This window comes from Streptomyces sp. CA-135486 (assembly GCF_050936555.1).
Classification (GTDB): domain Bacteria; phylum Actinomycetota; class Actinomycetes; order Streptomycetales; family Streptomycetaceae; genus Streptomyces.
Genome location: NZ_JBNJMM010000001.1, coordinates 338,558 through 364,898, shown reverse-complemented (window position 1 = coordinate 364,898; position 26,341 = coordinate 338,558). Strand labels below are relative to the sequence as shown.

Sequence of the window (26,341 nt, the reverse complement as noted above, 5' to 3'; positions counted from 1 at the left end):
ACGTTTGCTCGTGGACGGGGGGCCGTCGCGAAAGGTCGGGACGGGTCGTATGCCTACGACGCCTCGGCATTGCCCGTCCGGGAGGGACCTGCCTCCAACGGCGCCCGCGTCAGACGGTTGGCCAGCGTCGACATCGTGTACGTCCCGATGCCCATGACCACCTCCAGGGCGTTCTGCTCCGTGTGGCCGTGCGACAGGAACGCACGCAGCTCCTCGTCCCCCACACCCCCCGCCGTACGCAGCACCTCCAACGTGAACTGCCGTACCGCTTCCAGGCGTTCGTCGTCCAGGGGCCGCTGCTCCCGCAGCGCCGAGACGATGTCGTCGGCCGCCCCCAGCCCCGTCAGCTTCGCGCTGTGGATCGCCACGCACACATGGCACTCGTTGCGCGCCGCGACGGTCATCACGACCACCTCGCGCGCGATGGGATCCAGCGTCGTCTGCTCGAACATCGCGCTGAGTTTCAGAAAGCCGTCGAGCAGATGCGGCGAGGTGGCCAGCCGGGCCGCGGCCGGCGGCAAGTGCCCCATGCTCCGGGTCACCGCCTCCAACGAGCGGCGCGACGCGGCCGGGGCGGACTCCAAGGTGTGATCGACGAACACGACTTCCCCCTACGATGGACAATGTGGTTGACGAAAAAAAGGTAAACCAGGTTGTCGATATCCGCAAGGCCGCTGCAGACACGCCCGGTTACGAGCTGCCCCTGCTCCTCTTCGCGGGGTTCCGGTCCCTCATCGACCGGCTCCATGCCGAACTGGCCGAGCAGGGACACCCGGACGTCCGGCCCGCGCACGGCTTCGCGATGCAGGCGATCGGCGCGGGCGGCGCGACCGCGAGCGAGATCGGCCGGCGGCTCGGCGTCTCCAAGCAGGCGGCCGGCAAGACGGTCGACCGGCTCGTGGCCCTGGGTTACGCCGTACGGGCGGACGACCCGGCCGACGCGCGCCGCAAGCTCGTCCGCCTGACCCCGCACGGCCTGGACGCCCTCGCCCGCTCGGCGGCGATCTTCGACGAACTGCGGGCGGAGTGGGCCGACGCGCTGGGCACGCGGCGCGTGGCCGACATCGAGGAGGCGCTGCGTACGGTCGTCCCGGCCGATGCCTTCCGGCTGGACGCGGCGGGCTGGTTCGGCGGCGCCTGACGAGTTCTCGCCACCGGCATCTCCCGGTCACCGTGCGTATCGTTGACTGCGCGGCTGCATGCGACCCCGCTGCAGCGGGGAGGAGCGCAACGATGACCGTCGTAGAGAGCGGCAGGATCGACATGGCCGACGACAACGCCGAGCGCTTGGACGAGTGGTTCGAGAGGCTTGAGCAGATGCCCGTCCCCGAAGGAACCAAGGTTGAGATCGTCGGGGGAATCGTCTTCATGTCGCCGCAGCGGAAAGTCCATTGGGAGATCATCCGCAGGATCGCCAGAGCATTGGAAGACAAGTTCGGCATGGATGTCGAGGTGCTGTCGGACGTGCGCATCGATTTCCCCGGCCCGGAGAACGGCTTCTGCCCTGACGTGGCAAAGCTCCGCGACGGAGCGGTGGAGGACAGCCGAGGCCGCTGGCGCTTCGAGGACGTGGAGTTCATCGCCGAGGTGATTTCCAAGGGCACCGCACTCAACGACTACGGCCCGAAGAAGATCGCCTACGCCGTCGCCGAAGTCCCCGTCTTTTTGATCGTTGACCCGTACACCGGCAAATGTCTCCTCCACACCCAGCCCAAGGACGGGGACTACATGACCGAGACGAAGGTCGCCTTCGGGCAGCCGGTCGACCTCACCAACACACCCCTCGGCCTCACCCTCTCCACCGACAAATTCCCCCGCGACTGACCACGCGGCCGTCCTTGCCTGGAGCGTGCTCCAAGGCGTTGGCTTGGTACCCATGAAGTACACACAGCTCGGACGCACCGGACTCAAGGTCAGCCGACTCGTCCTCGGGACGATGAACTTCGGGCCGCAGACCGACGAGGCCGACAGCCACACCATCATGGACGCCGCGCTCGGCGCGGGGATCAACTTCTTCGACACCGCCAATGTCTACGGCTGGGGCGAGAACAAGGGCCGTACCGAAGAGATCATCGGCAGCTGGTTCGCCAACGACGGCGACCGCCGTGACAAGGTCGTCCTCGCCACCAAGGTCTACGCGAACATGGCCGCGGACGGCGAGCCCTGGCCCAATCACGACCGGCTCTCCGCACTCAACATCCGCCGCGCCGTCGAAGCCAGCCTCAAGCGGCTGCGGACGGACTACATCGATCTCTACCAGTTCCATCACGTCGACCGGCACACGCCCGTCGAGGAGATCTGGCAGGCGATCGACGTCCTCATCCAGCAGGGCAAGATCCTCTACGCGGGCTCTTCCAACTTCCCCGGATGGAAGATCGCCCAGACCAATGAGACGGCCCGCCGCCTCGGTTCGTACGGCCTCGTCAGCGAGCAGTGCCTGTACAACCTCGCCGAGCGCCGCGCCGAGATGGAGGTCATCCCGGCCGCGCAGGAGTACGGCCTCGGGGTCATCCCCTGGTCGCCGCTGCACGGCGGGCTGCTCGGCGGTGTGCTCAAGAAGGAGAGCGAGGGGGCGCGGCGGGCGAGTGGCCGCAGCGCCGACGCGCTGGCCAGCACCGCCGTTCGGGCACAGGTCCAGGCGTACGAGGATCTCCTCGACAAGCACGGGCTCGAGCCCGGCGAGGCCGCGCTGGCCTGGCTGCTCACCCGGCCGGGAGTCACCGGGCCGATCGTCGGGCCGCGTACGGCCGACCAGCTGGCGTCCGCGCTGCGCGCCGTCGAGCTCGAGCTGAGCGACGACATGCTGTCGGGTCTCGACGAGATCTTCCCCGGTCCTGGACCGGCCCCCGAGGCCTTCGCCTGGTAGCGGACGGCACAGCGGGCGTGGTGGTCGGTCAGGTCTACTGACCGACCAGGGCCGCGACGGCGATGATCGCGAACATCAGCACAAGCACGCCCGCCATGATCTGGTTTCTGGTCTTGGGGTTCACGCTTCGAGACTAACCGGCCCGCCCGAGCGGCCAGGCACCGACCGTCTCGTAGCGCGGCTCCTCGCCCTTCACCCCGCTCACCGGCAGATTGCTGCGTACGAGCACGAGCTCGGCCACCTCCCAGGGCGTGCCCTCGAAACCGCTGAGCTGCTCGACGTACGGGCGCAGATCGGCCTCGTGGCGGCTGCGGGCGAGCGTGAGATGCGCCTGGAAACGGCGGTGCTCCTCCATGCTGACCCCGGCCCGCCGGGCGGCCGCGTCCGCGCGTTCCGCGAGCAGGCGCATCTCCTCCAGGCCGCCCGCGGCGCCCGTCCACAGCGCCCGGTGCCCGAACCGGCCGCCCTGATGGAGGCGCAGCGGGAAAGGGGAGGACCGGTGGGCGGCCCGTCCGAGCCGCTCGTGCAGCTCGGGCAGCAGGCCGTCGTCGACCTCGCCCATGAAGGCGAGCGTGAAGTGCCAGCCCGCCCGGCCGGTCCAGCGCAGCTCGTCCGCGCCGGGCAGGGTTCTCAACCGGTCGACGGTACGGACGAGTTCGTCGACTGCCGGGGCGGGCGGCAGTACGGCGGCGAAGAGTCTCATGATCCGAGTCTGGCCCAAACCGGGGCCGTACGGGACCGGCGGAACAGGCCGGGGCCGGCCGGGGCTGCCCGGACCAGCCGACGAGACCGACCGGACTCCCCCGGAGACGGGCCCGGGACCGGCTCACACGGCTGTCGCCAGCTGCTCCCTCGGTACGAACTCCACATGCCGGCGTCCCCGCCGCAGATCGATTTTCAGGCGCAGCCCGCCCACCCGGGCGAGCATCACGCCGACTCCGATCGCCGCGATCAGCGCCACCGTGCCGCCCGCCGCGAAGCCGATCCGCGGTCCGTACGTGTCGGTGATCCAGCCGACGAGGGGCGCACCCAGCGGCGTACCGCCGGTGAAGACCATCATGAACAGGCTCATCACGCGGCCCCGCATCAGCGGGTCCGTCGCCATCTGGACAGTGGAGTTGGCCGTGACGTTGACCGTCAGGCCGAACATCCCGATCGGCACCAACAGCACCGCGAAGATCCAGAACTGCGGCGCGAACGCGGTCACGATCTCCAGGACGCCGAAGAGCACCGCCGAGCCCACGAGCACCCGCCGCCGCGAGGTGCCGCGCCGGGCCGCGAGCAGGGCGCCGGCCAGCGAGCCACCGGCCATGAGCGTGTTGAGCAGGCCGTATGTGCTCGCGCCCGAGTGGTAGACGTCGTCCACGAAGGCCGACAGCCAGATCGGGAAGTTGAAGCCGAAGGTGCCGATGAAGCCGACGAGGACGATCGGCCAGATCAGCTCGGGCCGGCCCGCGACATACTTCAGCCCCTCCCGCAGCTGGCCCTTTCCGCGCGGCGCGCGCTCGACCTTGTGCAGTTCGCCGGGGCGCATCAACAGCAGGCCGGCGATGGGGGCGAGAAACGACAGGCCGTTGAAGAGGAAGGCGTAGCCGCTGCCGACGACGGTGATCAGCACACCGGCGACGGCGGGGCCGACGAGGCGAGCCGACTGAAAGTTGGCGGAGTTGAGGCTGACCGCGTTGGCGAGCTGCTCGGGGCCGACCATCTCGGCGACGAAGGACTGCCGGGCCGGGTTGTCGACCACGGTGACGAGGCCGAGCAGGAAGGCCGTGAGGTAGACGTGCCAGACCTGGACGTGCCCGCTGAGGGTGAGGACGGCCAGCGCGAGACCGGTGAGGCCCATCGCGCACTGGGTGGCCAGCAGCAGCGGCCGCTTCGGGAGCCGGTCGGCGAGTACTCCGCCGTACAGACCGAAGAGCAGCATCGGCAGGAACTGCAGCGCGATGGTGATGCCGACGGCGGAGGCGGATCCCGTGAGGGTCAGCACCAGCCAGTCCTGGGCGATGCGCTGCATCCAGGTGCCGGTGTTGGAAACGACTTGCCCGGTGGCGAAGAGCCGGTAGTTACGGATCTTCAGCGAGCTGAACATGGTTGTAGGTGCGGGTGCGGGTGCGGAGTCTGCTCCGGGTCCCGAACTCAAAAGGGTTCGCCTCCTCAGTTGCGGTAAAGGGGTCAGTGGGTCACCCCCGGGAAGATGGGGGCAGGTGCGCGAGCTTCTCCAGTACGGGGGCGGCTGCGCGCAGCTTCGCCCACTCGTCCTCGTCCAGGCCCTCGGCGAGCGAGGCCAGCCAGGCGTTCCGCTTGCGGCGGCTCTGTTCGAGCATGGCCTCGGCCTGCTCGGTCTGGCTGACCACCTTCTGCCGGCGGTCATCGGGGTGCGGCTCCAGCCGGACCAGTCCCTTGGCTTCGAGCAGTGCCACGATCCGGGTCATGGACGGCGGCTGGACGTGCTCCTTGCGGGCCAGCTCACCGGGGGTGGCCGAGCCGCAGCGGGCAAGGGTGCCGAGCACCGACATCTCGGTGGGGCTCAGCGATTCGTCGACGCGCTGATGCTTCAGGCGTCGGCCCAGCCGCATCACGGCCGAGCGCAGAGAGTTCACGGCGGCGACATCGGCGTCACTGTCGTGGGACAGGTCAGGCATGTTTGTTAGCGTAACTCATTACCCAGCCTAAAGACCAGTCGTGATTCCGCGCAGGGGCCACCGACCTCGTCCTGAGATCAGTTCATCACTCATATGAGTGAGACATATCCGGAAAGTGATGCACTGGCCCTGGCCGACGGCAACGCTGGCCGGCATGGGATCGACAGTGCTCAGCCTGCGGATGGACGGTGAGCTCCTCGACCGGCTCAGGCACCATGCCGCCAGACGCGGAATGAGCGTCCAGGACTATGTGGTCCAGACGCTCATCCGCGATGACTTCGACGAACGCTTCAAGGCGGCCGTCGACGAGACGGAGAAGTTCTACGGCCGGACGTGACCGGCCGTGCGTGACGCGGCGTACGCGCCTTACGTGAGGCCCAGCGCGGGCATCGCGTAGCAGAAGACGAACACGGCGGAGACGACGTACATCGCACGCGACTTGGTGCTTTCGTACGAATAAATCCGGTCACGCGCAAACCGTTTTAGTGTGAACACGTCAGAGGGAGATCGCTGTCTCCGCGCGTAGAAGGCTGTGCCGAGTGGGCGCAGACGGCCGCCACCTACACTGTGCGCATGGCGAAGTGGACCCCCAAGCACGAGGCACCCGAGCCCCTGGAGGGGCCGGTCGTCGCCACCATCACCGGCGGCACGATCCTCTGGTTCGTCCTCTTCCTGGTCCAGATCCCCTTCTACAACTGGTTCGCCGAGCGCGATCTGATGTGGTGGGTGTGGACCTGCCTGGCCGGTGGCGGTCTTGGCCTGATCGGCATCTGGTACGTACGGGGGCGGGAGACGGCGCTCAAGCGCGCGCAGGCCGCGGAGTCGTCGCGGACCGCGGGACCGTCCGCGTCGAGCGAGGAAGGCGAGCGGGGCGCAGGCAAGTAGCCCGTACCGCGCCGCTCGTAGTGCCTCAGGACGATTCGCGTCCTACCGCGGTCTGATCCCGGGAGCACTCGGCGGGTGAACCGGCCATTCCGGCCGTACCGTCGAAACCATGACGCAGCGGTCGAGGATCGACACGGACGGCCCCGAGCCGGGCGGACCCTCCATCGACGCGGGCGCCGAACTGGATCCCGTACACCCGAGAAAGCTGCCCAAGTCCCACCTCGCGCCACGGGCCACCGGTCTGACGACGGCGGAGGTCGCCGAGCGGGTCGCCCGGGGCGAGGTCAACGACGTACCCGTCCGCTCCTCGCGCTCCCTCACCGAGATCGTCCGTGCGAACGTCTTCACCCGGTTCAACGCCATCATCGGCGTGCTGTGGCTGATCATGCTCGTCGTCGCGCCGTTCCAGGACAGCCTCTTCGGCTACGTGATCATCGCCAACACCGGTATCGGCATCATCCAGGAGCTGCGCGCCAAGAAGACGCTGGACGCGCTCGCGCTCATCGGCGAGGCCAAGCCGACGGTCCGGCGGGACGGCACGGCATCGGCGGTCTCCACCACCGAGATCGTCCTCGGGGACCTCGTCGAACTCGGGCCCGGCGACGAGGTCGTCGTGGACGGCGAGGTGGCGGAGGCGGACAGCCTGGAGATCGACGAGTCGCTGCTGACGGGCGAGGCCGACCCGGTGCCCAAACAACCCGGCGACCAGGTGATGTCGGGCAGCTTCGTGGTCGCGGGCGGCGGAGCGTTCACGGCGACGAAGGTGGGGCGCGAGGCGTATGCGGCACAGCTCGCGGAGGAGGCGTCACGCTTCACGCTCGTCAACTCCGAGCTGCGCAACGGCATCAGCACGATCCTCAAGTACGTGACCTGGATGATGATCCCGACCGCGATCGGGCTCGTCATCAGCCAGCTGGTGGTCAAGAACAACAACTTCAAGGACTCGGTGGCCAGGACCGTCGGAGGCATCGTGCCGATGATCCCCGAGGGGCTCGTGCTGCTGACGTCGGTCGCCTTCGCCATCGGCGTCATCCGGCTCGGCCGCAAGCAGTGCCTCGTGCAGGAACTGCCCGCGATCGAAGGTCTGGCGCGGGTCGACGTCGTCTGCCTCGACAAGACGGGCACGCTGACGGAGGGCGGCATGGACGTCACCGAGCTGCGCCCGCTGGGTGGCTCGGACGAGAGCCGTATACGGAAGGTCCTTGGCGCACTCGGCGAGTCCGACCCGCGGCCCAACCCCTCGTTGCAGGCGATCATCGACGCGTATCCGGACAACGAGGACTGGCGGTGCACTCAGTCGCTGCCGTTCTCCTCGGCGCGCAAGTACAGCGGCGCGAGCTTCAGCGAGGGCGACGGCGAGAGTTCCACCTGGCTTCTCGGCGCGCCTGATGTGCTCCTGCCGTCGGGCGACACCGCCCTGGCCGAGATCGACCAGCTCAACGAACGGGGCCTGCGGGTGCTGCTGCTCGCCCGGACGGCGGGCGACCTCGACGCGCCCTCGGTCGCCGCGGCGGCGCAGCCGGCCGCGCTGGTCGTCCTGGAGCAGCGGCTGCGTCCGGATGCGGCCGACACCCTCCGCTACTTCGACGAGCAGAACGTCCATGCCAAGGTCATCTCCGGCGACAACGCGGTGTCGGTGAGCGCGGTGGCCGGAAAGCTCGGCCTGCCGGGCGCGCAGAACACGGTGGACGCGCGGCGGCTCCCCACGGAGCAGGCCGCGATGGCCGCGTCGCTGGACGCGAACTCGGTCTTCGGCCGGGTCACTCCGCGGCAGAAGCGCGACATGGTCGGCGCGTTGCAGTCGCGTGGCCATGCGGTCGCCATGACCGGCGACGGCGTCAACGACGTACTGGCGCTGAAGGACGCGGACATCGGCGTGAGCATGGGCTCGGGCTCGGAGGCGACGCGGGCGGTGGCCCAGATCGTGCTCCTCAACAACAGCTTCGCGACGCTGCCTTCGGTGGTGGCGGAGGGGCGCCGGGTGATCGGCAACATCACGCGCGTCGCCACGCTCTTCCTGACGAAGACGGTCTACTCGGTGCTGCTGGCGATCCTGGTGGTGTGCAGCCAGGTCGAATACCCCTTCCTGCCACGGCACTTGACGCTGCTGTCGACGCTGACGATCGGGATCCCGGCGTTCTTCCTGGCGCTGGCGCCGAACAAGGAACGCGCGAAGCCGAACTTCGTACGCAGGGTGATGCGGTACGCGATCCCGGCGGGCACGATCGCGGCGGCGGCGACATTCTGTACGTATCTGCTGGCCCGGTCCCACTACAGCGGCCCGGGATCACTCGACGCGGAGACGAGCGCGGCGACGCTGACGCTGTTCCTGGTCTCGATGTGGGTCCTGGCGATCATCGCCCGCCCGTACACATGGTGGCGGGTCTGCCTGGTGGCGGCGATGGGGGCGTGCTTCCTGCTGGTTCTGGTGATCCCGTGGCTGCAGCACTTCTTCGCGCTGAAGCTGGTGGGGACGACGATGCCGTGGGGGGCGGTGGGGATCGCGGCGGCGGGGGCGGGGCTGCTGGAGGTGGCGTGGCGGGTGGTGGACCGGCGGTTCGCTTAGCGGCCGGGTTCGTTCCCCCACCCCGCCCCTTCCCGAAACTGGGGGCAGGCCCCCAGACCCCTGGGGAGCCGGAGCTGCGCCGGCCGCACCGGGTACCTGCCGGTGGGGAGGGGCCGTGCAGGGTCGTCCCCGTAGGGGATCGGCGGCCGGACGCGGTGATCAACACGGACCCCTTGATGCCGCCGACCCCGAGGAGTCGAGCCCGGAGGGGACCCGGAACCAGCACCCCACGGCACCGGGCACCCCACGACCCGCGCCGCGGACCCCCGCGCCCCACGGAACGGCAGCTTCGCGCCGCCCAGCCACGGAAGTCCGCGCCCGAGCTGCGCCGGCCGGCCGCACCCGCACCGGGCACCCCACGACCCGCGCCGCGGACCCCCGCGCCCCGCGAGCTCCTACGGCAGCGCGTCGAACCAGCGCGCCGTTTCCAGTTCCGATGTGCGGGACGGGTCCTCCAGCAGTGCCGCCACCTCGAAGCGGCGTGGCCACTGGCCCGTTGCCCACGCCAGCGCCGCCGCCACGCCCTCCACCGTTGCCGCGTGGATCACGCCATCGGGGGTGCGGCGCCAGTCGAGTTCCGTGCCGCCTGCGATCAGTTCCTCGTGTTCGATGTACGTCGACGGCGTGGCCGGGCCCAGGAGGACGTGGACCGATTCGGGGACCTCGTGTTCCTCGCCCGGTGTCGTCACCTCCGCCGCGACCGTCTCGCTCAGACGGCGGACCTGGAAGAGCTCCGCCAGGTCCGCGGCCCGTGAAGGGGACACCGGGAGCAGCGGCACGCCACCCGTCAGCGGGAGCAGATCGGGCGCGTCCGCGATCACCGCGTCCGATGCGTCGATCACGCGGACCTCGCCGTCCACGACCGCGCGGAGTTCGTCCGGAAGCGTGACCTGCTCCGGGTCGAGGTCCGCCAGCGCCGTGTACAGCGCGTGCAACTGGGCAGCCCGCACCGGGCGGTCCGGGTCGGCGAGGCGACCGAGGAGTTCCGCCGCGCCGCCCGGCTCGTCGAGCAGTGCGGCGACCGACGTGCGGACGCCCAGTGCCCGCAACACCTCGGTGTCCTCGAAGCCCGTCGTGTCGGCGGTCTCGTACAGGCCCTCCAGCAGCGGGTCCCCGCCCGACGCCCGCAGGCCCGCCGGGCGGCGGCCGTCCAGGACCGGATGGTCCCGCAGCCACCATGCCGTGTACGGACCAACCGTCTGCGTCGTGCCGTCCGGCAGCAGGATCCGTACGGACTGGGTCAGCGCGTCCCGCAGCGGCGGCTGCGCCAGCAGCGCCAGCGCCTGGGGCCAGCAGTCGTCGTCCACCAGGTCCAGGTCGCGGACCGCGACCAGCTCGGTGGCGACCGGCGGCACCGGCGTGTCGGGCAGCCGGTCGAGTACGTCCTCGCACCACACGTCGACCGCGTCCAGCAGACCCGGGTCGTCGGGCTCGGCGAAGTCCCCGTCGCGGGGCTCCAGTTCATCGGGGTCGAGGACGACATCCGTGGCCCGTACGAGCGCGAAGTTCGCCAGCACACCGCACGCGGCGAGCGGCTGCTCACCCCAGCGTTCGGCCAGCTCGGCGTCGCACAGCGCCAGTTCGTCCTCGCGCATCACGGAGGCGAACGGGCTGCCCGGGAGGACCAGTTCACCGGCGGGCGCGAGCTCGCCGTCCTCGTCCGGCAGCGCCAGCGCGCCCAGCCACGGCTCGTCGCCGGGCTCGATGCCCGCGTCCCGTACGAGCGCCAGCACCGTCTCCGCGAGCTCGTCCGCGTCCAGCGCGGCACCGTCCCCGACTCCGTCGTACCAGACCTCGCCTGCGTCCAGCGAGCCCGCCACCGCCGTCCGCACCTGCGGTGTCGTCAGTACGGCGCGCGGCGTCGCGGGCAGCGCGCCCAGCTTCTCGAGCAGGGGGTGGGCGGCCTCGGGATGGACCACCTTCAGGCCGAGCCGGGCCAGCTGCGGCGGAGTCTCCGCCAGCGGCAGCAGCGTCTGCCGGGGCCCGATCGTCGTACGCCCGTCGGCCAGCGGCACGGGCAGCCCGGACAGCCGGTCCGGGTCGACGCCCGCGAGGCTGTCGTACAGCCGCTGCCACCAGCCCGGTTCGCGCTCAAGACCCCCGAGCCGGTCGATCGCCTCGGTCAGCGGCACCCGCGCGACGCCGAGCGTACGCAGCTCGACCCGGCGCTCAAGACCCGCGGGCAGCAGGCTCGGCATCACCTCGGCCAGCACCTGTACGGTCTCCGCGCCCGCGCCCTCCAGCACCTCCGCCTCGATGGGCCGCAGCCCGGCGGAGATCTCGCGGTCCGGCAGACCGGTGTCCTCGCCGGACACGTCGCGCGGGGCGGCCGCCTCCAGGAACGCCGTACGGGGCAGCCGCTGCAGAATCTCCGCCCGCAGCGCGCCGTCCAGCTCGCCCTTGCCGAGCGGGCCGGGCACCAGGTCGATGGTGCCGACGCTCACCGGCTGCCAGTGGCCCAGCAGTTCGGCGTACGCGTCCGCCGCCTTGCGCACCAGGAAGCCGGTGAGCGGCCCGGGCGCCGGGTGGCGGCGGGTGGTGTCCAGCGGGAGCGAGGCGATCAACAGCGCGGGCACACCGAGAGGTTCGTCGGTGGGCGTCGGCGCATGCACCACGGGGGCCGTGCGCGGGCGGGCCGGCGCGCCCTCGTCGTCCACGGGCACGGCCCAGGTGACGGTCCAGTGCGGCCGCAGCCGCTCCTCGACGGGCCGGTCCGCAAGCAGCGCGGGCTCGATGCCGCCGCTGTGGCTGACCACCCGCCAGCGCCGGTCGCCGCCGGTGCTGTCCTCGATGTGTACGTACGCCCCGTGCACGGAGCGCCTCAACTCCCGTACGCCGTCCGGGGTCTCGATGACGATCTCGGCGAGTCCGGGCAGCGTGAGCAGCAGCGCGTCGTCGACCCCGGCGAGCAGCCGATCGACCAGATCGACCGCGGCGCCGTCGCGCAGAGGCAGGACGACCACGGTGTCGTATCCCTCGGGCGCCGTGCCCTCGGCGGGCAGCGGCAGCCGCAGCAGCGGGACATGACCGTCGCGCCGGCGCAGCTCGTCGCCGAGGCCGGGGCTCGCCTGGGCCGCCTGCTGGGCCAGTCCCCTGGCCTCCGCGAGGGACCAGCGCACGCCGCCGTGGCGGCCGACGACCGCGGGCTCGTCGCTCACCGCGAGGACGGCCGCGAAGCCGACGCCGAAGCGGCCGACGGCGGCCTCATGGCCCTCGCGCTTGGCCGAGGCACGCAGGGTGCTCAGGGACTCGACGCCGGTCGCGTCCAGCGGCGCGCCGGTGTTCGCGGCGGCGAGTACGGCCGGCTGATCGGTCGTGGCCGGCCGCAGCGTCAGCCGGAGCCGGCCCGGCACGCCTGCTCGCGCCGCGGCGTCCGCGGCGTTCTGGGCGAGCTCGACGACGAGGCGGTCCCGGTAGCCGCCGAGTACGAGGTCCTCCTCGGCGTTGGCGTCCTCCCGGAAGCGGGCGGGACTGGCCCCCCACGCGTCGAGCACCCCGCGCCGCAGCCGCGCCGTCCCGAAGGGATCGGCCCACTCGGTCGTCCTGACGCTCACGCTGTGACTCCGCTCTCTCCGGTTAACGCCGATGCCTGTGCGGCCGAAGGTACCCCCGTACCGGCGTCCGTGGTGACCGTGGGCCTCAGGCGTTGGCCGTTACCGCCCGGTGAGTGGGCTTCGCGGGCAGGCGGACGCCCGGCCCGCCCGGGCGGGCCGGCGATTCAGGACAGCGAAAAACTTACGAGTGGCCGAGATCCTCGGACTCGCCGTCCGGTTCCGGCGAGACCGAGCCGCCGTCGCGAGCCGGTCGCAGCGGGAACTCGTCCGCGCCCATCGAGTCCAGCGCCATCGGCGCAGGCTTCGGCGTCTTCGGCATCACCGCCGCCTCGGAGTGCCCTCCGCAGCCGTACGCCAACGACACCACCCGGCCGTCCGCCGGTGAGAACTCATTCGCGCACACTCCGAACGCCTGCCGCAGAGAACCCGCCAGCGGAACCAGGAAACCGCAGCTCACACACGCCGCCGGGGCCGCCTGCGCCATCGGGGTGCCGGGGCCGAAGGCGTCCTCCCAGCGCTCCGCCGCGAGCCGCAGCCCGTACCGGGAGAGCACCCTGGCCCGGCGCATACCGAGCTCTTCGGCGACCGACACGATCGAACCGCGGGCATTGTCGGCGGAGGCATCCGCGGGCCTGCGATCGGTGAGCTCCGCGTCCTCCGCCTCGACCCGCTCGACCAGGTCGTGCGACGGCTGGCCGGCGAGCACCGAGTTCGGCGGCGGCTCGTCCTCGCCGGTGAAGCCGGGCTCCAGACGCGGATCGTCCGCCTCCGTGGGCAGCAGATCGCCGGGGCCCATGTCGCCGGGCCGCAGCCGCTCGCTCCACGGCACCCACTCGGGCGCGAGGAGAGCGTCGGGACCGGGGAGCAGGACGGTTTCGTCGAGGGTGACGGCCTTGGCGCGGGAGGCCCGGGCGACGGTGACGGCCCAGCGCCAGCCGCGGTATCCCATCTCCTTGCACTCGAAGAAGTGCGTGACGACCCGGTCACCCTCCGACACCAGGGACACATGCTCGCCGACCACTCCCGGGGCCGCGGCCTCCTCGGCAGCCGCCCGGGCTAGATCTACCGCCTCGGCGCACAGGCGGTCGGGGGTACGGCTTCGCGTCGCAGCACTCACAGGTCTCGCTTCTCTCCTACGCCGTCTCACGGGTGCGCCGGCCGAGTCGTGAGGTACGGGCCGCAGGCGGAGCGGACCAAGGGGCCGCATCAACGTCCGCGCCCAGACCAAGCTGTCTCGGGCACACCTACCGTCATCCATTCTGCGGGATGCCGAAGAGGCGCGCGGCCAAGAACAACCGCCGGTGGCGCGCTACGCACGCTACCCCCTCTGCCGCTCCCCGCCCACCTGCCTGCCCCAACAAGGGGCTAACAACACCGCATCACGGTTCGCCCGGGCAGGGCTTGGGGCACTATGACGGGGTGGCAGCCGAGAGGTCGTCCGACGGAGCCGGGCAGCTCAAAAGAGCCGGCCGGTCGGTCGGCCGTGCCCTGCATCTGCCCTTTACCGGGACGGCGCGCGGCATCCGCAAGGCGACGCACGCGCATGGCGCGGGCGAGTCGGGCCTGGGCAAGCTGATCGAGCTGCACGCGGTCAACGGCGCGGGCGATGTCATGATCACCGTCGCGCTCGCGTCGACGGTTTTCTTCTCCGTACCGACGGACGAGGCGCGCGGCCGCGTCGCGCTCTACCTCGCGGTCACGATGTTGCCCTTCACCCTGCTGGCTCCCGTCATCGGACCGCTCCTGGACCGCATCCCGCACGGCCGCCGGGCAGCGATGGCGGGCTCGATGCTCACGCGCGCGGTGCTGGCGCTGACGATGTCGGGGGCCGTGGCGACGGGCAGGCTCGAGCTGTATCCGGCGGCGCTGGGGGTGCTGGTCGCGTCGAAGGCGTACGGAGTGGTGCGCAGCGCGGTCGTGCCGAGGCTGCTGCCGCCGGGGTTCTCCCTGGTGAAGGCGAACTCCCGGGTGACGCTGGCGGGGCTGGTGGCGACGGGCATCGCGGCGCCGATCGGGATCGGGCTGCAGAAGGTGGGGCCCGAGTGGCCGCTGTACGGGGCGTGCGCGCTGTTCCTGCTGGGCGGGTACTGGGCGTTCACGATGCCGCACAAGGTCGACTCGGCGAAGGGCGAGCACAAAGCGCACATGCTGACGCACGGGGAGACGAAGCCCAGTCTGCGGACGGTGGGGCCGTCCGTACTGCACGGACTCCAGGCGAATGCGGCCTTTCGCTGCCTCTCCGGCTTTCTGATCTTCTTCCTCGCCTTCCTGCTGCGGGAGCATCCGCTGGGCGGGCAGAGCGCGGCGGTCTCGCTGGGGATAGTGGGCGTGGCGGCGGGCGTGGGCAACGCCCTCGGCACGACGGTCGGGGCCTGGCTGAAGGCGCGCGGCCCGGAGGTGATCATCGCGACGGTGCAGGCGGTGGTGCTGGCGGCGGCGATCACCACGGCGGTGTTCTTCGGCGCGGGCATGGTGGCGGTCCTGGCCGCGTCGGCGGGCCTGTGCCAGGCCCTGGCGAAGCTGTCCCTGGACGCGCTGATCCAGCGCGATGTGCCGGAACAGGTCCGCACCTCGGCGTTCGCCCGCTCCGAAACACTGCTGCAGATGGCCTGGGTGGTGGGGGGCGCGATCGGCATCGCGCTCCCACTGAACGGGGTACTGGGGATGTCAGTGGCGGCGGGGATTGTGGGCGTCGGGGCGGGTGTGTCGGTCCGGGGCCTTCTGGTGGCGGCCCGCCACGGCAGCCACCCGCGCCCGCGGGTCGCGTAGCCACCGGGGGTCCGCCCGGGTCGCGTGGACACCGAGGCTCCGCCCCGGACCCCGTATGCGGCCTTCGGCCGCATGTCCTCAATCGCCGGACGGGCTTCATATGAAGGCGTGACGCGCGGCACGGTGACCCCCGCGTGGCGGGAGACCGTGCGACCGATAGCCTTCGAGCCATGACCGTTGCGTTCTTCTCGGGCAAGCGCCGCCGGGCCGCTGCCGCTCTCGGTGCCGTCTCCGCCGGGCTCCTCGTACTCTCCGCCTGCGACAAGCCGACCCCGCTCGCGACCGTGACCGTCGGCACGGACTCGGTCCACACCGAGGCGGCCTGCTACAACGACGGCAAGCCGATCAAGGAATCGCTGCTGCAGGGCTGCCTGACCGAGAAGCCCGCCAAGACCATCAAGGTCGCCCTGGACGACAAGGTCCGCATGGGCGTCGACCCGGAGATCGCGGACCACGGCTGGACGCTGCTGTTCAGCGGTCAGCCCGTCGAGCAGGAGCCGTACAAGAAGTCGTACCGCACCATCCCCGGCAACGCCTTCTTCTCCTCGCAGACCGGCGAGACCACCAGCAAGACCCCGGTCAGCATCATGGAGACCAGCGGCAAGAAGGTCATCGGCATCTGGCACTTCCAGTTCGAGAAGGAATAGTCCGGAGGCTCGTGCCGTGCGCGTACTGGTGGTGACCGCGGTGGCGGCGGAGGCCGAATCCGTCGCCGCGGGGCTCACCGCTCCCGTACCGGGGACCCGGCAGCTGCCCGGCTCGTACGCCCTCACCCGTCACGGTGACGTCGACGTACTCGCGGCCGGCGTCGGCCCCGCGGCCGCCGCCGCGGGCACCGCCACCGCGCTCGCCACCGGCGCGTACGACCTCGTCGTCTCCGCCGGGATCGGCGGCGGGTTCCAGCCGCTCGCGCCCGTCGGCGCGATCATCGTCGCCGACGCCATCGTCGCCGCGGATCTCGGCGCCGAGACCCCCGAGGGCTATCTCCCCGTCGACGAACTCGGCTTCGGACGCTGTGTCCACCTCCCGCCCCCCGAGCTCGCCGCCCGCGTCGCCAAGGTCCTCGACGCCGTGCACGCGCCCGTCCTCACGGTCTCGACCGTGACCGGCACCGCCGCCCGCGCCGCCGAGCTGACCGGGCGTCATCCCCGCGCCGCCGCCGAGGCGATGGAGGGCTTCGGAGTCGCCGAGGCCGCCGCGGCCCACTCCGTACCCGTCCTCGAAATCCGCGCGGTCTCGAACCCCGTCGGGCCGCGCGACCGCGCCGCCTGGCGCATCGGCCAGGCCCTGGACTCGCTGCGGCACGCCTTCCAGCAGCTCAACCCCGTCCTCGAGGAAACGCCGTGACCTTGCAGATCGCGTACTCGCCCTGCCCGAACGACACTTTCGTCTTCGACGCGTGGGCACACGGCCGCGTCCCCGGCGCGCCCGCCATCGATGTGACCTTCGCGGACATCGACATCACCAACGGCATGGCGGAGCGCGGGGAATGGGACGTGCTCAAGGTGTCGTACGCGGTGCTGCCGTGGGTTCTCGCCGAGTACGCCCTGCTGCCCTGCGGCGGCGCACTCGGCCGCGGCTGCGGTCCGCTGGTGCTGACGCGCGAGGCGGGCGTGGCTCTGGACGGGAAGACCATCGCGGTGCCCAGCGAGCGCTCCACCGCATATCTGCTGTTCCGGCTCTGGGCCGCGGCCACCGTCCCCGGCGCCGTCGGCGACATCGTCGTGATGCCCTTCCACGAGATCATGCCCGCGGTACGCGACGGCAAGGTGGACGCCGGACTCGTCATCCACGAGGCCCGGTTCACCTATCAGCAGTACGGACTGCACTGCCTCGCCGACATGGGCGAGCACTGGGAGTCCACGACCGGGCTCCCCATCCCGCTCGGCGCGATCATCGCCAAGCGCTCGCTGGGCGATGAGACGCTGCGGCTGCTGGCCGAATCCATCCGCACGTCGGTGCGCATGGCGTGGGACGACCCGCAGGCCTCCCGGCCGTACGTCCTGGAGCATGCCCAGGAGATGGACCCGAAGGTGGCCGACCAGCACATCGGCCTCTACGTCAATGAGTTCACCGCGGACCTCGGGGCCGACGGCTGTGCTGCGGTACGCGGACTGCTGACGCGCGCCGCGGCCGAGGGGCTCGTTCCGCCCCTCGGCCGCGATGCGCTCAGTTTCGTCTAGCCGCTGTCCGTCTTCGTCCAGGCGCTATACGTCCAACTGGTCCGCCACCGCCCGCAGCAGACCCGCGATCTTCTTGCCGTGCACCTTGTCGGGGTAGCGGCCCCGCTCCAGCATCGGCGTGATGTTCTCCAGCAGCGTCGTCAGGTCCTGCACGATGGATGCCAGCTCGTCCGGCTTGCGCCGCTGGGCCGCCGCCACCGAGGGGGTCGGGTCCAGAATCGTCACCGAAAGCGCCTGGTCACCGCGCTGGCCGGCTACCACGCCGAACTCGACGCGCTGGCCCGGCTTGAGCGAGTCCACCCCCTCGGGGAGGACCGAGGAGTGAACGAAGACGTCGCCGCCGTCGTCGCGGGAGAGAAAGCCGAAGCCCTTCTCGCTGTTGAACCACTTGACCTTGCCGGTAGGCACGTCTGTCCTCGTCCTCGTACTCGTTGGGGCGCTGGGGCACCGGAACTGGGGTACCGAAAAAACGGCTCTGGATAGCACTACAGCGGGTCGCCTGACCCGCCACCCCCAAGGCTAATGGTCCAGGGGCTGGTGACAAGACGTCGCCGAGCGGTTCCTACGCGCAGGGAACTACCCTGGCCGGATGACTGCTACTCCTCCCGCCCCGGGTGACGGGCTGGTGCGCGTCGGCGTGATCGTCTTCATCGTCGGCGCCGTGGCCACACTGGTCACCGTGGCCCCACTCTTTCTGGGGACCGAGCCGTTCCCGTCGATCGCGTACGCGGTGTGCATGCTGATGGGCGTCGGGTTCCTGATCGCCGCGGCGGGTGTGCTGCGCTCGATCGCGGCGCAGCGCCGAGAAGCCAAATCCGCTCTCTAGTTCTGGTTGTCGCCAGTTCTGGTTGTCGCTAGTTCCGGTTGCCGCTCTCGCGGTATGCGCGCAGCCAGGCCGGGAACGCGGTCAGATCGTCGATGATCACGTCTGCCCCGGCCTCCCGCAGCTCCGCCGCGTCGCACGGTCCCGTCGGCACCGCGAGCGAGAGCGCCCCGGCGGTGTGCGCTCCCCGTACGTCTCCGATGTGGTCGCCGACGTACACGCTCGCGCCGTGCTCGCGCAGCGCCTCCGCCTTGGCCTCCGCCCACAGCCAGCCGATGACCTCGTCCGGGGCTATCCCCAGGTGCGCGAGGTGCAGCTTGGCGTTCGGCTCGTGCTTGGCGGTGACGACGATCGCGCGGCCGCCGATGTCCTGGACGGCGGCGACGGCCTCGCGGGCGCCCGGCAGGGCGAGCGTCGGCTCGATCGCGTAGGCGGGATAGATCTCGCGGTAGCGGTCGGCCATCTCCTGGACCCGATCCGCGGGGAACCAGAGCGCCAGCTCCTGCTCCAAGGGCGGACCGAGCCTCGTCACGGCCTGGTCGGCGTCGATCCACACGCCTGTCTCGGCACAGAGCGCGCGGTAGGCGGCGTGGATGCCGGGTCGAGAGTCGATGAGGGTCATGTCGAGGTCGAAGCCGACGGTCAGGGGATGCGATGCCATGGGAGCCATTGTGCCCATCCGGCTGTGTGGACCCGCACGTGCGCAGCGCGTCAGCGTCGCCGGGCCCGCCACACCAGATACAGCGCGGAGGCGGCAGCCGCCCCCTTCACCACCCACGGCCAGGTGCCGGCGAGTACGTCGCGCATCCCGTCCTGCGGGATCGGCTCGCCCCAGCGGCCGTTGACCCGGCCCCACAGCCAGACCAGACCGCCCGTCACGACCGCGCCGGGCAGGCCGAAGACCGCCCACTTCGCCTCCGCGCGGGAGAGCCGGCGCGAGGCGTACGCGAGGAGCCAGCCGACACCGAGGGCGAGCCAGGAGCCGAGCACGGCTCCGGCGACCAGCAGAGCGGCGGCGAGCAGCAGGAACGGGTTGGCGAAGGTGGGCAGTCGCTCGGCTGCGGCGGTACGACGGGTGAGCCGCGGACGCGGGCGGCGCGGCGGACGGGCATCCGCCTCGACCGGATCGTCGTCCTGGCCCTCCTCGAACTCCTCTTCCTCCTCGTACTCCTCACCCTCCACGTACACGCGCTCCACAGCCGGCGCTGCCTCCGCGGCCGCCAAGTCCTCCTTGGCCGGCGGGGGTTTGAGTATTTCGGGGATCTCGACGCCGCCGACGAATCCGGCCACGCTCTCGCCCGGCCCGAACGGCCCCGGCTCGATCCGCCACCAGTCGGGCTCGCTGCCCGACGGGCCGAGTTCGTCCATCCCGGCGAGGTGCGGCGGGGAGGCGCCGAGGGAGGGCTGCGGCGGCTCGGGCTGATCGACGGCCGACTTGCGCGGTCGCGGGATCCGGCGGCGTACGCGCTGTTCCGGCACGGCGACTCGGGTTGCGGGTGGTGACCCGGCCCGGCCGCCGTCGGCCGACGCGGCCGCCACGACCTCGTCCGGCGTACCGAGCCGCCCGAGAATGCGGCGTACCGACGCGGGGGTGTCGGAACCCGACTTCGCCCGCTGCTGGTCGATCTCGTTCCGCAGACCCGACACCAGCCGCATCCGGTCGCCGGACGGCAGCTGGCACTGCTGGGCCAGGTCGCCGACCCGGCTCAGATAGTCGTAGACGAGCTGATCGCTCTCGATCCCCACCGGCGTTCCCCTGACGTTCCCTGCCCGGCCGCTCTGTCTTCCCGGGCCCGCCCTGTCCTCGACCGTAGCGCTCCAGGGACTACCGTGGGGCGGATGGGGACCATGCCCGAAGGAAGCAGTACGGCCGGCCCGAGCAGTCCGGCCGGCCGGAGCGACGCGGCCCGCCCGAGCAGCCCGCGCACCCTCGCCGAAGCCCTGCGCACCCGCGCCGACGACGAGCTGGCCGCGCTGCTGCGCGCCCGCCCCGATCTGCTGACCCCCGTGCCCAACGATCTGACGCAGCTGGCGACTCGGGCGGGCACCCGTGCCTCCGTCGTACGCGCACTGGAACGGCTCGACCGGTTCACGCTGCAGACCGCCGAGGCACTGGCAGTGGCCCCGGACCCGGCCCCGTACGAAACGCTGCGCGCGCTGCTGACCGGCGACGAGGGCGACCCCGCCATCGAGGCGGCGCTGCCGCACGCGGTGGACGTGCTGCGCGGGCAGGCGGTGCTCTGGGGCGGTGACGACCGGCTGCGGCTGGTGCGCACCGCGCGCGAACTGCTCGCCCCGTCCCCGACCCGTCCGTCCCCGACCGGTCTCGGGCCGACCGTCGCCGAGGCCACCGCGGGGATGTCGCCGACCCGGCTGCAGGAGATCCTGGCGGCGGCCGGACTGCCGACGACGCACGACCCGGTCTCCGCGGTCGCCGCGCTGACCTCGCTGTTCACCGACCGGGAGCGGATGGACGCGCTCCTCGACACCGCACCACCAGAGGCGCTGACGGTGCTTGACCGGCTGGTCTGGGGTCCGCCGTACGGAGAAGTGACGGCGACCCCCGCCCCGCCCGTGCGGTGGCTGCGCGACCGCGGGCTGCTGCTGCCCGCGTCACCGCGGACGGTCGTGCTGCCGCGCGAGGCCGCGCTGCATCTGCGGGCGGGCCGCGCGCACCGGTCACCGGAACCGGTGCCGCCGGCGGTGGTGCCCGCCGCGACCGCGTCGATGACCGCGGGCCGTCCACAGGTTGTGGACAGTGCGGCGGCGGCCCAGGCGTACACCGCTCTCACCACGGTCGAGGACCTGCTGAAGGACTGGCACGAGGGCGGGCCCGCGGTGATGCGGTCGGGCGGCCTTTCGGTACGCGACCTCAAGCGCACCGCGGCCGCCCTGGACACGACGGAGCAGATGGCCGGGTTCTGGCTCGAACTCGCTTATACGGCAGGCCTGTTGGCGTCGGACGGGGAGGCGGAGGAGAGGTATGCACCCACGCCCGCGTACGACGACTGGCTCACGCTCCCGGCGGCCGAGCGGTGGGCACGGCTGGCCACGGCGTGGCTCGGCGCGACCCGTACGCCCGGCCTGATCGGCAGCCAGGACGCCAAGGGCCGTACGCTCTCCGCGCTCGGCCCGGAGCTGGACCGCTCGTCGGCTGCCGAGGTCCGCCGCCGGGTCCTGGAACTGCTGACCGCGCTCCCTCCGGGCACGGCCCCCGCCCCCGAGACGGTGCTGGCCCGGCTGCGCTGGGAGCGCCCGCTCCGGGGCGGCGCGGCGTCCCCCGATACCAACGCGGCCCGCAATGCGGCGGGCACCCCGACGGACCTGCGCTCGCGGATCGCCGCGTGGACGCTGACGGAGGCGGAGGTGCTGGGCATCACGGGCCGGGGAGCGCTGTCGACGCACGCGCGTGCGCTGCTGGGCACCGACGCAGCCGTCCTGACGGCCACGGGCTCGCCGGCGTCACGGCCCCTTCGCGACGAGCTGGTCTCGCGGGCCGGCTCCGAGGAGCTCGCCGCGCGGGCCGCCGAAACACTCGCGCCGCTGCTGCCCGAGCCCCTCGACCATGTCCTCCTCCAGGCCGACCTCACGGCCGTCGCCCCCGGGCCCCTGGAGCGGCCGCTCGCCGAGACCCTCGCCGTGCTCGCCGACGTCGAGTCCAAGGGCGGCGCGACCGTCTACCGCTTCACGCCCGGCTCCGTACGCCGGGCACTCGACGCCGGGCGGTCCGCCTCCGAACTGCACACCTTCCTCGCCACGCACTCCCGCACCCCGGTACCGCAACCGCTCAGCTATCTGATCGACGACGTGGCCCGCCGCCACGGCCATCTGCGGATCGGCGCCGCATCCGCGTACGTACGCTGCGACGACGACGCGCTGCTCGGCGAAATCCTCGCGGACAAACGGTCCCAGGGCCTGCGCCTGCGCCGACTCGCGGCCACCGTCCTGGCCGCCCAGGCCGATTCGGCGACGCTGCTCGAGGGCCTGCGCGCCATGGGATACGCGCCCGCCGCCGAGTCGGCGGAGGGCGATGTCCTGATCACCCGCGCGCACGCCCGCCGAACCCCGCCGCGCACCCCGCCCGCCCCGGTGCCGGACGGCCCGCCGGTGCCCGACGGCACGCTGCTCGGCGCGGCGGTGAAGGCCATCCGCGCGGGCGACCTCGCGTCCACGGTCGTCCGCAAGCCCGTCCCGGAACCGGCACGCAACGGCGAGCTCCCGCGGACGACCTCCGCCGAGACGCTTGCCACGGTCCAGGCCGCGGCGATGACCGGCTCCGCGCTCTGGATCGGCTATGTCAACGCGGACGGCGCGGCCAGCCAGCGCGTCATCGCGCCCGTGCGCGTGGAGGGCGGCTTCGTCACGGCGTACGACCACACGGCGGACGAGGTCCGCACGTATCCGCTGCACCGCATCACCGGCGTCGCCGAACTCGCGGACGACCCGGCCTGAAGGACTTCACGCGGTCGACGAGCTTCACGCGCCTGGCGGGCTTCACGCGCCTGGCCCGCTTCACGCGCTTGGCGGGCCTGGCCATCTGCACGGGCTTGGCCCTCTTCACGGGCTTGGCGGGCTTCGCCGGCCTCGCCGCTGTCGCATGCGCGAACCTGCGACCCAGCAGCAGATAGCCGAGCAGCGCACCCGTCGTGTTGAGGATGACGTCGTCCACGTCGAACGCCCGCCCCTCCACCAACGCGCCCTGCGCCAGCTCGACCAGCGCCATCACCGCCACGGTGAGCGCGATCACCCGCACCATGCGCATCGAGCGCGGTACGAAGACGGGCAGCAGCACGCCGAACGGCACACCCAGCAGCAGATTGCCGCCGATCTGCTTGCACGCGGCGAGGAAGGTGTAGTTCTCGGCGTACTGCCGCAGCGACGAGCCCGGCCGGAGGTTGGACGTGGCGATGTCCGCGGAGGCGTGCGAAGGGGCGAGGGTCAGTCTGGCCAGTACGGCCGAGAAGGCCACCAGCGCCAGAAAGGCCAGCACCATGGCACACACGCGCAGTGCTGTTCTGCCCCACGATGTACGGGGCTGTGTTCCCGTTGTCGTCATGGGGGTCCGGTTACCCCCGCCGACCATGGTCAGGCCCGGACGTTAGGGGGGCCGACGGCGTCCGGCCACTCGTCCACTCCTGTCCCGGGGCTCAGTACGGCACACTGGAGGTTTGGCCTTACCGAAAGGGCTCAGGTGTGAACGGACCCCTCATCGTCCAGAGCGACAAGACGCTCCTCCTCGAAGTCGACCACGAGCTGGCGGGCGAGTGCCGTCGCGCCATCGCGCCCTTCGCGGAGCTGGAGCGCGCGCCCGAGCACATCCACACCTACCGGGTCACCCCGCTCGGCCTGTGGAACGCCCGGGCCGCCGGGCACGATGCCGAACAGGTCGTCGATGCGCTCGTGGCGTACTCCCGCTACCCCGTGCCGCACGCACTCCTCGTCGATGTCGCCGAGACGATGGCCCGCTACGGCCGGCTCACCCTCTCCAAGCACCCCGTCCACGGGCTCGTGCTCACCACCACCGACCGGCCCGTGCTCGAGGAGATCCTGCGGTCCAGGAAGGTGCAGCCGCTGGTCGGGGCCCGGATCGACCCGGACACGGTCGCCGTGCATCCCTCCGAGCGCGGACAGATCAAGCAGACGCTGCTGAAGCTGGGCTGGCCCGCCGAGGACCTCGCCGGGTACGTGGACGGCGAGGCGCACCGTATCGACCTCGACGAGAGCGGATGGGCCCTGCGCCCGTACCAGAAGCAGGCCGTGGAGGGCTTCTGGCACGGCGGCTCGGGCGTGGTCGTACTCCCCTGCGGCGCCGGAAAGACACTGGTGGGAGCCGGTGCGATGGCTCAGGCCAAGGCGACCACCCTCATCCTCGTCACCAACACGGTCTCGGCGCGGCAGTGGAAGCACGAGCTCGTCAGGCGCACCTCGCTGACCGAGGACGAGGTCGGCGAGTACAGCGGCACGAAGAAGGAGATCCGGCCCGTCACCATCGCCACCTACCAGGTGCTGACGACGAAGCGGAAGGGGATCTATCCCCACCTGGAGCTCTTCGACTCCCGGGACTGGGGCCTGATCGTCTACGACGAGGTGCATCTGCTGCCCGCGCCGGTCTTCAAGTTCACCGCGGACCTGCAGGCGCGCCGGCGGCTCGGTCTGACGGCCACGCTCGTACGGGAGGACGGCCGCGAGTCGGACGTCTTCTCGCTCATCGGGCCGAAGCGTTTCGACGCGCCGTGGAAGGAGATCGAGGCGCAGGGCTACATCGCGCCCGCGGACTGTGTGGAGGTGCGGGTCAATCTCACCGACGCCGAGCGGCTTGCGTACGCGACCGCCGAGACGGAGGAGAAGTACCGCTACTGCGCCACGACCGCGACCAAGCGGAAGGTGACGGAGGCGCTGGTACAGAGGTTCGCGGGCCAGCAGATCCTCGTCATCGGCCAGTACATCGACCAGCTCGACGAGCTGGGCGAGCATCTGAACGCGCCGGTCATCAAGGGCGAGACGTCGAACGCGCAGCGCGAGAAGCTCTTCGACGCGTTCCGGCAGGGCGAGATCTCGGTGCTCGTCGTGTCGAAGGTCGCGAACTTCTCGATCGACCTGCCGGAGGCGACGGTCGCGATCCAGGTGTCGGGCACCTTCGGCTCCCGCCAGGAGGAGGCGCAGCGGCTGGGACGTGTGCTGCGGCCGAAGGCGGACGGCCACCAGGCCCACTTCTACTCGGTGGTCGCGCGGGACACGATCGACCAGGACTTCGCGGCACACCGCCAGCGGTTCCTGGCGGAGCAGGGGTACGCGTACCGGATCGTCGACGCGGACGAGCTGCTGGCCTAAAGGTCCCGTTTCAGGGAGTGGTCCTGTTTCAGGGAGTGCGGGGATCGGGCTCCGGGCGCGGTGCCCGGGCCCGCCCCGCGGCAGGCGCCAGTGCCGGCATCGCGAGCGCCAGCGCCAGCGCCAGCAGCGGATACGGAGACGCCGGCACCTGCTGCCACCACGGGAGACGCAGATCCATGTCGCCCTCGTGCGGGACCAGCCACAGCGTGCGGGCCAGGAAGACCACGGCCACCGTCGCCGCCGTGCGCGTCCGGCCCTCCGCGAGCAGCACCGCCAGCAGCGGTACGCACCACACCCAGTGGTGCGACCAGCTGATCGGCGAGACGACCAGCCCGGTGAACGCGACGATCAGGACACCCCGGGCCGCGCTCGCCGCCCGGCGGGCGATCCACAGGCCGGCGACGGCGATGACCACGGCGGCGAGCATCCAGACCGGCCCCGGGTCGGGGGTGTGCAGCGCCCTGGCCAGCAGGCCCTGCAGGGACTGGTTGTCGATGACCCAGACCTTGCCGACCCGGTCCGTCTCGAAGATCCGCCGGGTCCAGAAGTCGAGGCTGGCCCCCGGGAGTACGAGCGCGCCCAGCAGCACGGTCCCGGCGAAGGAGGCGAGCGCGGTGAGCCCGGCCCGGACCCGGCCGGTGATCAGCAGATGGAGGATGAATACGGCGGGCGTCAGTTTGACGCCGGCGGCGACGCCGAGCGCGAAGCCCTTGCCGATGGCCTCGTCGTCCCGGGACAGGTCCCACAGCACGAGGCAGACGAGGGCGAGGTTGATCTGGCCGAAGAGGAGCGTCTGGAAGACGGGTTCGAGCCAGAGGCCCACGGCGACGGCGCCGAACACCAGCGGCCGCCGCGCGGGCAGCCCCGCGAACCGGCAGGAGAGCCGCACCAGCAGCGCGAGCAGCAGCCCGTTCCCGACGACGAAGACCACCTTGAGCGCCGGGACGGGCAGCCAGGTGGTCGGTACGAAGAGGATCGCGGCGAAGGGGGGATACGTGGCGGGCAGTCGCCACTGGGTGACGGTGAACCCGTAGAGATCGGTGCCGTTCGCGACGGCTGCTCCCTCGGCCCGGTACACGAGGGTGTCGACCATGGGGATGCGCTGCGCGATGCAGAGGGCGACGAGCGCGATGAGCGAGAGGGCGAGAGCGAGGGCGCTTACTGCCGTGAGTAAACGAGGGGTCACGTTCCGGTACGTCACGGCCGCGACCCTACTAGT

The 26,341-nt window shown here is 71.5% G+C and carries 24 protein-coding genes; 13 read left to right on the top strand and 11 right to left on the bottom strand.

The genetic code is table 11. From position 1 onward, the window contains the following. Positions 1 to 53: 53 nt before the first annotated feature. Positions 54 to 602: a carboxymuconolactone decarboxylase family protein gene (locus tag ACQEVG_RS01795; RefSeq protein ID WP_432975908.1), complete on the bottom strand. Its 549-nt coding sequence runs from the start codon at positions 600 to 602 to the stop codon at positions 54 to 56. 14 nt (positions 603 to 616) lie between these two features. Here ACQEVG_RS01795 and ACQEVG_RS01790 point away from each other — a divergent pair, with 14 nt between their 5' ends. The 3 genes from ACQEVG_RS01790 to ACQEVG_RS01780 all read left to right on the top strand — a co-directional run bounded on the left by ACQEVG_RS01790 (position 617) and on the right by ACQEVG_RS01780 (position 2,866). Further along, positions 617 to 1,141 (top strand): MarR family winged helix-turn-helix transcriptional regulator, encoded by a 525-nt coding sequence (locus tag ACQEVG_RS01790; protein WP_432975905.1) that lies wholly within the window; start codon positions 617 to 619, stop codon positions 1,139 to 1,141. 92 nt (positions 1,142 to 1,233) lie between these two features. Then, positions 1,234 to 1,824, top strand: coding sequence for a Uma2 family endonuclease (locus ACQEVG_RS01785; protein ID WP_432975902.1), 591 nt, complete (start codon positions 1,234 to 1,236; stop codon positions 1,822 to 1,824). Positions 1,825 to 1,876: 52 nt separating this feature from the next. Then, positions 1,877 to 2,866 carry an aldo/keto reductase gene (locus ACQEVG_RS01780; protein ID WP_432975899.1) on the top strand — a complete coding sequence of 330 codons (990 nt, stop codon included), beginning with the start codon at positions 1,877 to 1,879 and terminating at the stop codon, positions 2,864 to 2,866. Between the two features lie 133 nt (positions 2,867 to 2,999). Here the strand turns inward: ACQEVG_RS01780 and thpR are convergent, their stop codons facing one another. The 3 genes from thpR to ACQEVG_RS01765 form a co-directional block, all read right to left on the bottom strand. Continuing rightward, entirely contained in the window at positions 3,000 to 3,569 is a 570-nt protein-coding gene (gene thpR / locus ACQEVG_RS01775) for an RNA 2',3'-cyclic phosphodiesterase (protein ID WP_432975896.1), read from the bottom strand. Between the two features lie 123 nt (positions 3,570 to 3,692). Then, positions 3,693 to 5,009 (bottom strand): MFS transporter, encoded by a 1,317-nt coding sequence (locus tag ACQEVG_RS01770; RefSeq protein WP_432975893.1) that lies wholly within the window; start codon positions 5,007 to 5,009, stop codon positions 3,693 to 3,695. Positions 5,010 to 5,049: 40 nt separating this feature from the next. Beyond that, on the bottom strand, positions 5,050 to 5,511 hold the full coding sequence (locus ACQEVG_RS01765) for a MarR family winged helix-turn-helix transcriptional regulator (RefSeq protein WP_432975890.1): 462 nt from the start codon (positions 5,509 to 5,511) through the stop codon (positions 5,050 to 5,052). A 154-nt stretch (positions 5,512 to 5,665) separates the two neighbouring features. On the opposite strand from ACQEVG_RS01765, the gene ACQEVG_RS01760 reads away from it, so the two are divergent. From ACQEVG_RS01760 to ACQEVG_RS01750, 3 genes are all read left to right on the top strand, one after another. After that, positions 5,666 to 5,848, top strand: coding sequence for a ribbon-helix-helix protein, CopG family (locus tag ACQEVG_RS01760; protein WP_432975887.1), 183 nt, complete (start codon positions 5,666 to 5,668; stop codon positions 5,846 to 5,848). A 236-nt stretch (positions 5,849 to 6,084) separates the two neighbouring features. Then, positions 6,085 to 6,396 carry a DUF2530 domain-containing protein gene (locus ACQEVG_RS01755; RefSeq protein ID WP_432975884.1) on the top strand — a complete coding sequence of 104 codons (312 nt, stop codon included), beginning with the start codon at positions 6,085 to 6,087 and terminating at the stop codon, positions 6,394 to 6,396. Positions 6,397 to 6,505: 109 nt separating this feature from the next. Next, positions 6,506 to 8,962, top strand: coding sequence for an HAD-IC family P-type ATPase (locus ACQEVG_RS01750; RefSeq protein WP_432975881.1), 2,457 nt, complete (start codon positions 6,506 to 6,508; stop codon positions 8,960 to 8,962). Positions 8,963 to 9,357: 395 nt separating this feature from the next. On the opposite strand, the gene ACQEVG_RS01745 is transcribed toward ACQEVG_RS01750, so the two are convergent. Then, positions 9,358 to 12,516, bottom strand: coding sequence for a sacsin N-terminal ATP-binding-like domain-containing protein (locus tag ACQEVG_RS01745; RefSeq protein ID WP_432975878.1), 3,159 nt, complete (start codon positions 12,514 to 12,516; stop codon positions 9,358 to 9,360). A gap of 181 nt (positions 12,517 to 12,697) precedes the next feature. After that, positions 12,698 to 13,633 carry a DUF3027 domain-containing protein gene (locus ACQEVG_RS01740; protein WP_432975875.1) on the bottom strand — a complete coding sequence of 312 codons (936 nt, stop codon included), beginning with the start codon at positions 13,631 to 13,633 and terminating at the stop codon, positions 12,698 to 12,700. Positions 13,634 to 13,935: 302 nt separating this feature from the next. Between ACQEVG_RS01740 and ACQEVG_RS01735 the strand changes: the two genes are divergently transcribed. The 4 genes from ACQEVG_RS01735 to ACQEVG_RS01720 all read left to right on the top strand — a co-directional run bounded on the left by ACQEVG_RS01735 (position 13,936) and on the right by ACQEVG_RS01720 (position 17,468). After that, positions 13,936 to 15,285 (top strand): MFS transporter, encoded by a 1,350-nt coding sequence (locus tag ACQEVG_RS01735; RefSeq protein ID WP_432975872.1) that lies wholly within the window; start codon positions 13,936 to 13,938, stop codon positions 15,283 to 15,285. A gap of 170 nt (positions 15,286 to 15,455) precedes the next feature. Then, positions 15,456 to 15,932, top strand: coding sequence for a DUF2771 domain-containing protein (locus tag ACQEVG_RS01730; protein ID WP_360868051.1), 477 nt, complete (start codon positions 15,456 to 15,458; stop codon positions 15,930 to 15,932). 16 nt (positions 15,933 to 15,948) lie between these two features. Continuing rightward, the gene (locus ACQEVG_RS01725; protein WP_432975869.1) at positions 15,949 to 16,632 is read left to right on the top strand and encodes a futalosine hydrolase; all 684 of its coding nucleotides are present in this window, start codon (positions 15,949 to 15,951) and stop codon (positions 16,630 to 16,632) included. After that, the gene (locus ACQEVG_RS01720; RefSeq protein ID WP_432975866.1) at positions 16,629 to 17,468 is read left to right on the top strand and encodes a 1,4-dihydroxy-6-naphthoate synthase; all 840 of its coding nucleotides are present in this window, start codon (positions 16,629 to 16,631) and stop codon (positions 17,466 to 17,468) included. The genes ACQEVG_RS01725 and ACQEVG_RS01720 overlap by 4 nt, the downstream gene beginning before the upstream one ends. Positions 17,469 to 17,492: 24 nt before the next feature. Here ACQEVG_RS01720 and ACQEVG_RS01715 read toward each other — a convergent pair whose 3' ends face one another. Next, positions 17,493 to 17,876, bottom strand: a complete 384-nt coding sequence (locus ACQEVG_RS01715; protein ID WP_432975863.1) for a cold-shock protein — start codon at positions 17,874 to 17,876, stop codon at positions 17,493 to 17,495. A gap of 181 nt (positions 17,877 to 18,057) precedes the next feature. Here ACQEVG_RS01715 and ACQEVG_RS01710 point away from each other — a divergent pair, with 181 nt between their 5' ends. Then, positions 18,058 to 18,294: a hypothetical protein gene (locus tag ACQEVG_RS01710; RefSeq protein WP_432975860.1), complete on the top strand. Its 237-nt coding sequence runs from the start codon at positions 18,058 to 18,060 to the stop codon at positions 18,292 to 18,294. A gap of 28 nt (positions 18,295 to 18,322) precedes the next feature. On the opposite strand, the gene ACQEVG_RS01705 is transcribed toward ACQEVG_RS01710, so the two are convergent. Both ACQEVG_RS01705 and ACQEVG_RS01700 read right to left on the bottom strand, forming a co-directional pair. Continuing rightward, positions 18,323 to 18,961: an HAD family hydrolase gene (locus ACQEVG_RS01705; protein ID WP_432975857.1), complete on the bottom strand. Its 639-nt coding sequence runs from the start codon at positions 18,959 to 18,961 to the stop codon at positions 18,323 to 18,325. 41 nt (positions 18,962 to 19,002) lie between these two features. Beyond that, entirely contained in the window at positions 19,003 to 20,037 is a 1,035-nt protein-coding gene (locus ACQEVG_RS01700; RefSeq protein WP_432975854.1) for a hypothetical protein, read from the bottom strand. Positions 20,038 to 20,130: 93 nt separating this feature from the next. Between ACQEVG_RS01700 and ACQEVG_RS01695 the strand changes: the two genes are divergently transcribed. Continuing rightward, positions 20,131 to 22,743, top strand: a complete 2,613-nt coding sequence (locus ACQEVG_RS01695; protein ID WP_432975851.1) for a helicase-associated domain-containing protein — start codon at positions 20,131 to 20,133, stop codon at positions 22,741 to 22,743. Here the strand turns inward: ACQEVG_RS01695 and ACQEVG_RS01690 are convergent. Next, a complete protein-coding gene (locus tag ACQEVG_RS01690) occupies positions 22,706 to 23,284 on the bottom strand; it encodes a VanZ family protein (protein WP_432984944.1) in 579 nt (192 codons plus the stop codon). The genes ACQEVG_RS01695 and ACQEVG_RS01690 overlap by 38 nt on opposite strands. 200 nt (positions 23,285 to 23,484) lie before the next feature. Between ACQEVG_RS01690 and ACQEVG_RS01685 the strand changes: the two genes are divergently transcribed. Next, positions 23,485 to 25,122: a DNA repair helicase XPB gene (locus ACQEVG_RS01685; protein ID WP_432975848.1), complete on the top strand. Its 1,638-nt coding sequence runs from the start codon at positions 23,485 to 23,487 to the stop codon at positions 25,120 to 25,122. A gap of 28 nt (positions 25,123 to 25,150) precedes the next feature. On the opposite strand, the gene ACQEVG_RS01680 is transcribed toward ACQEVG_RS01685, so the two are convergent. Beyond that, positions 25,151 to 26,323, bottom strand: coding sequence for a glycosyltransferase 87 family protein (locus tag ACQEVG_RS01680; protein ID WP_432975845.1), 1,173 nt, complete (start codon positions 26,321 to 26,323; stop codon positions 25,151 to 25,153). Positions 26,324 to 26,341: the final 18 nt, after the last annotated feature.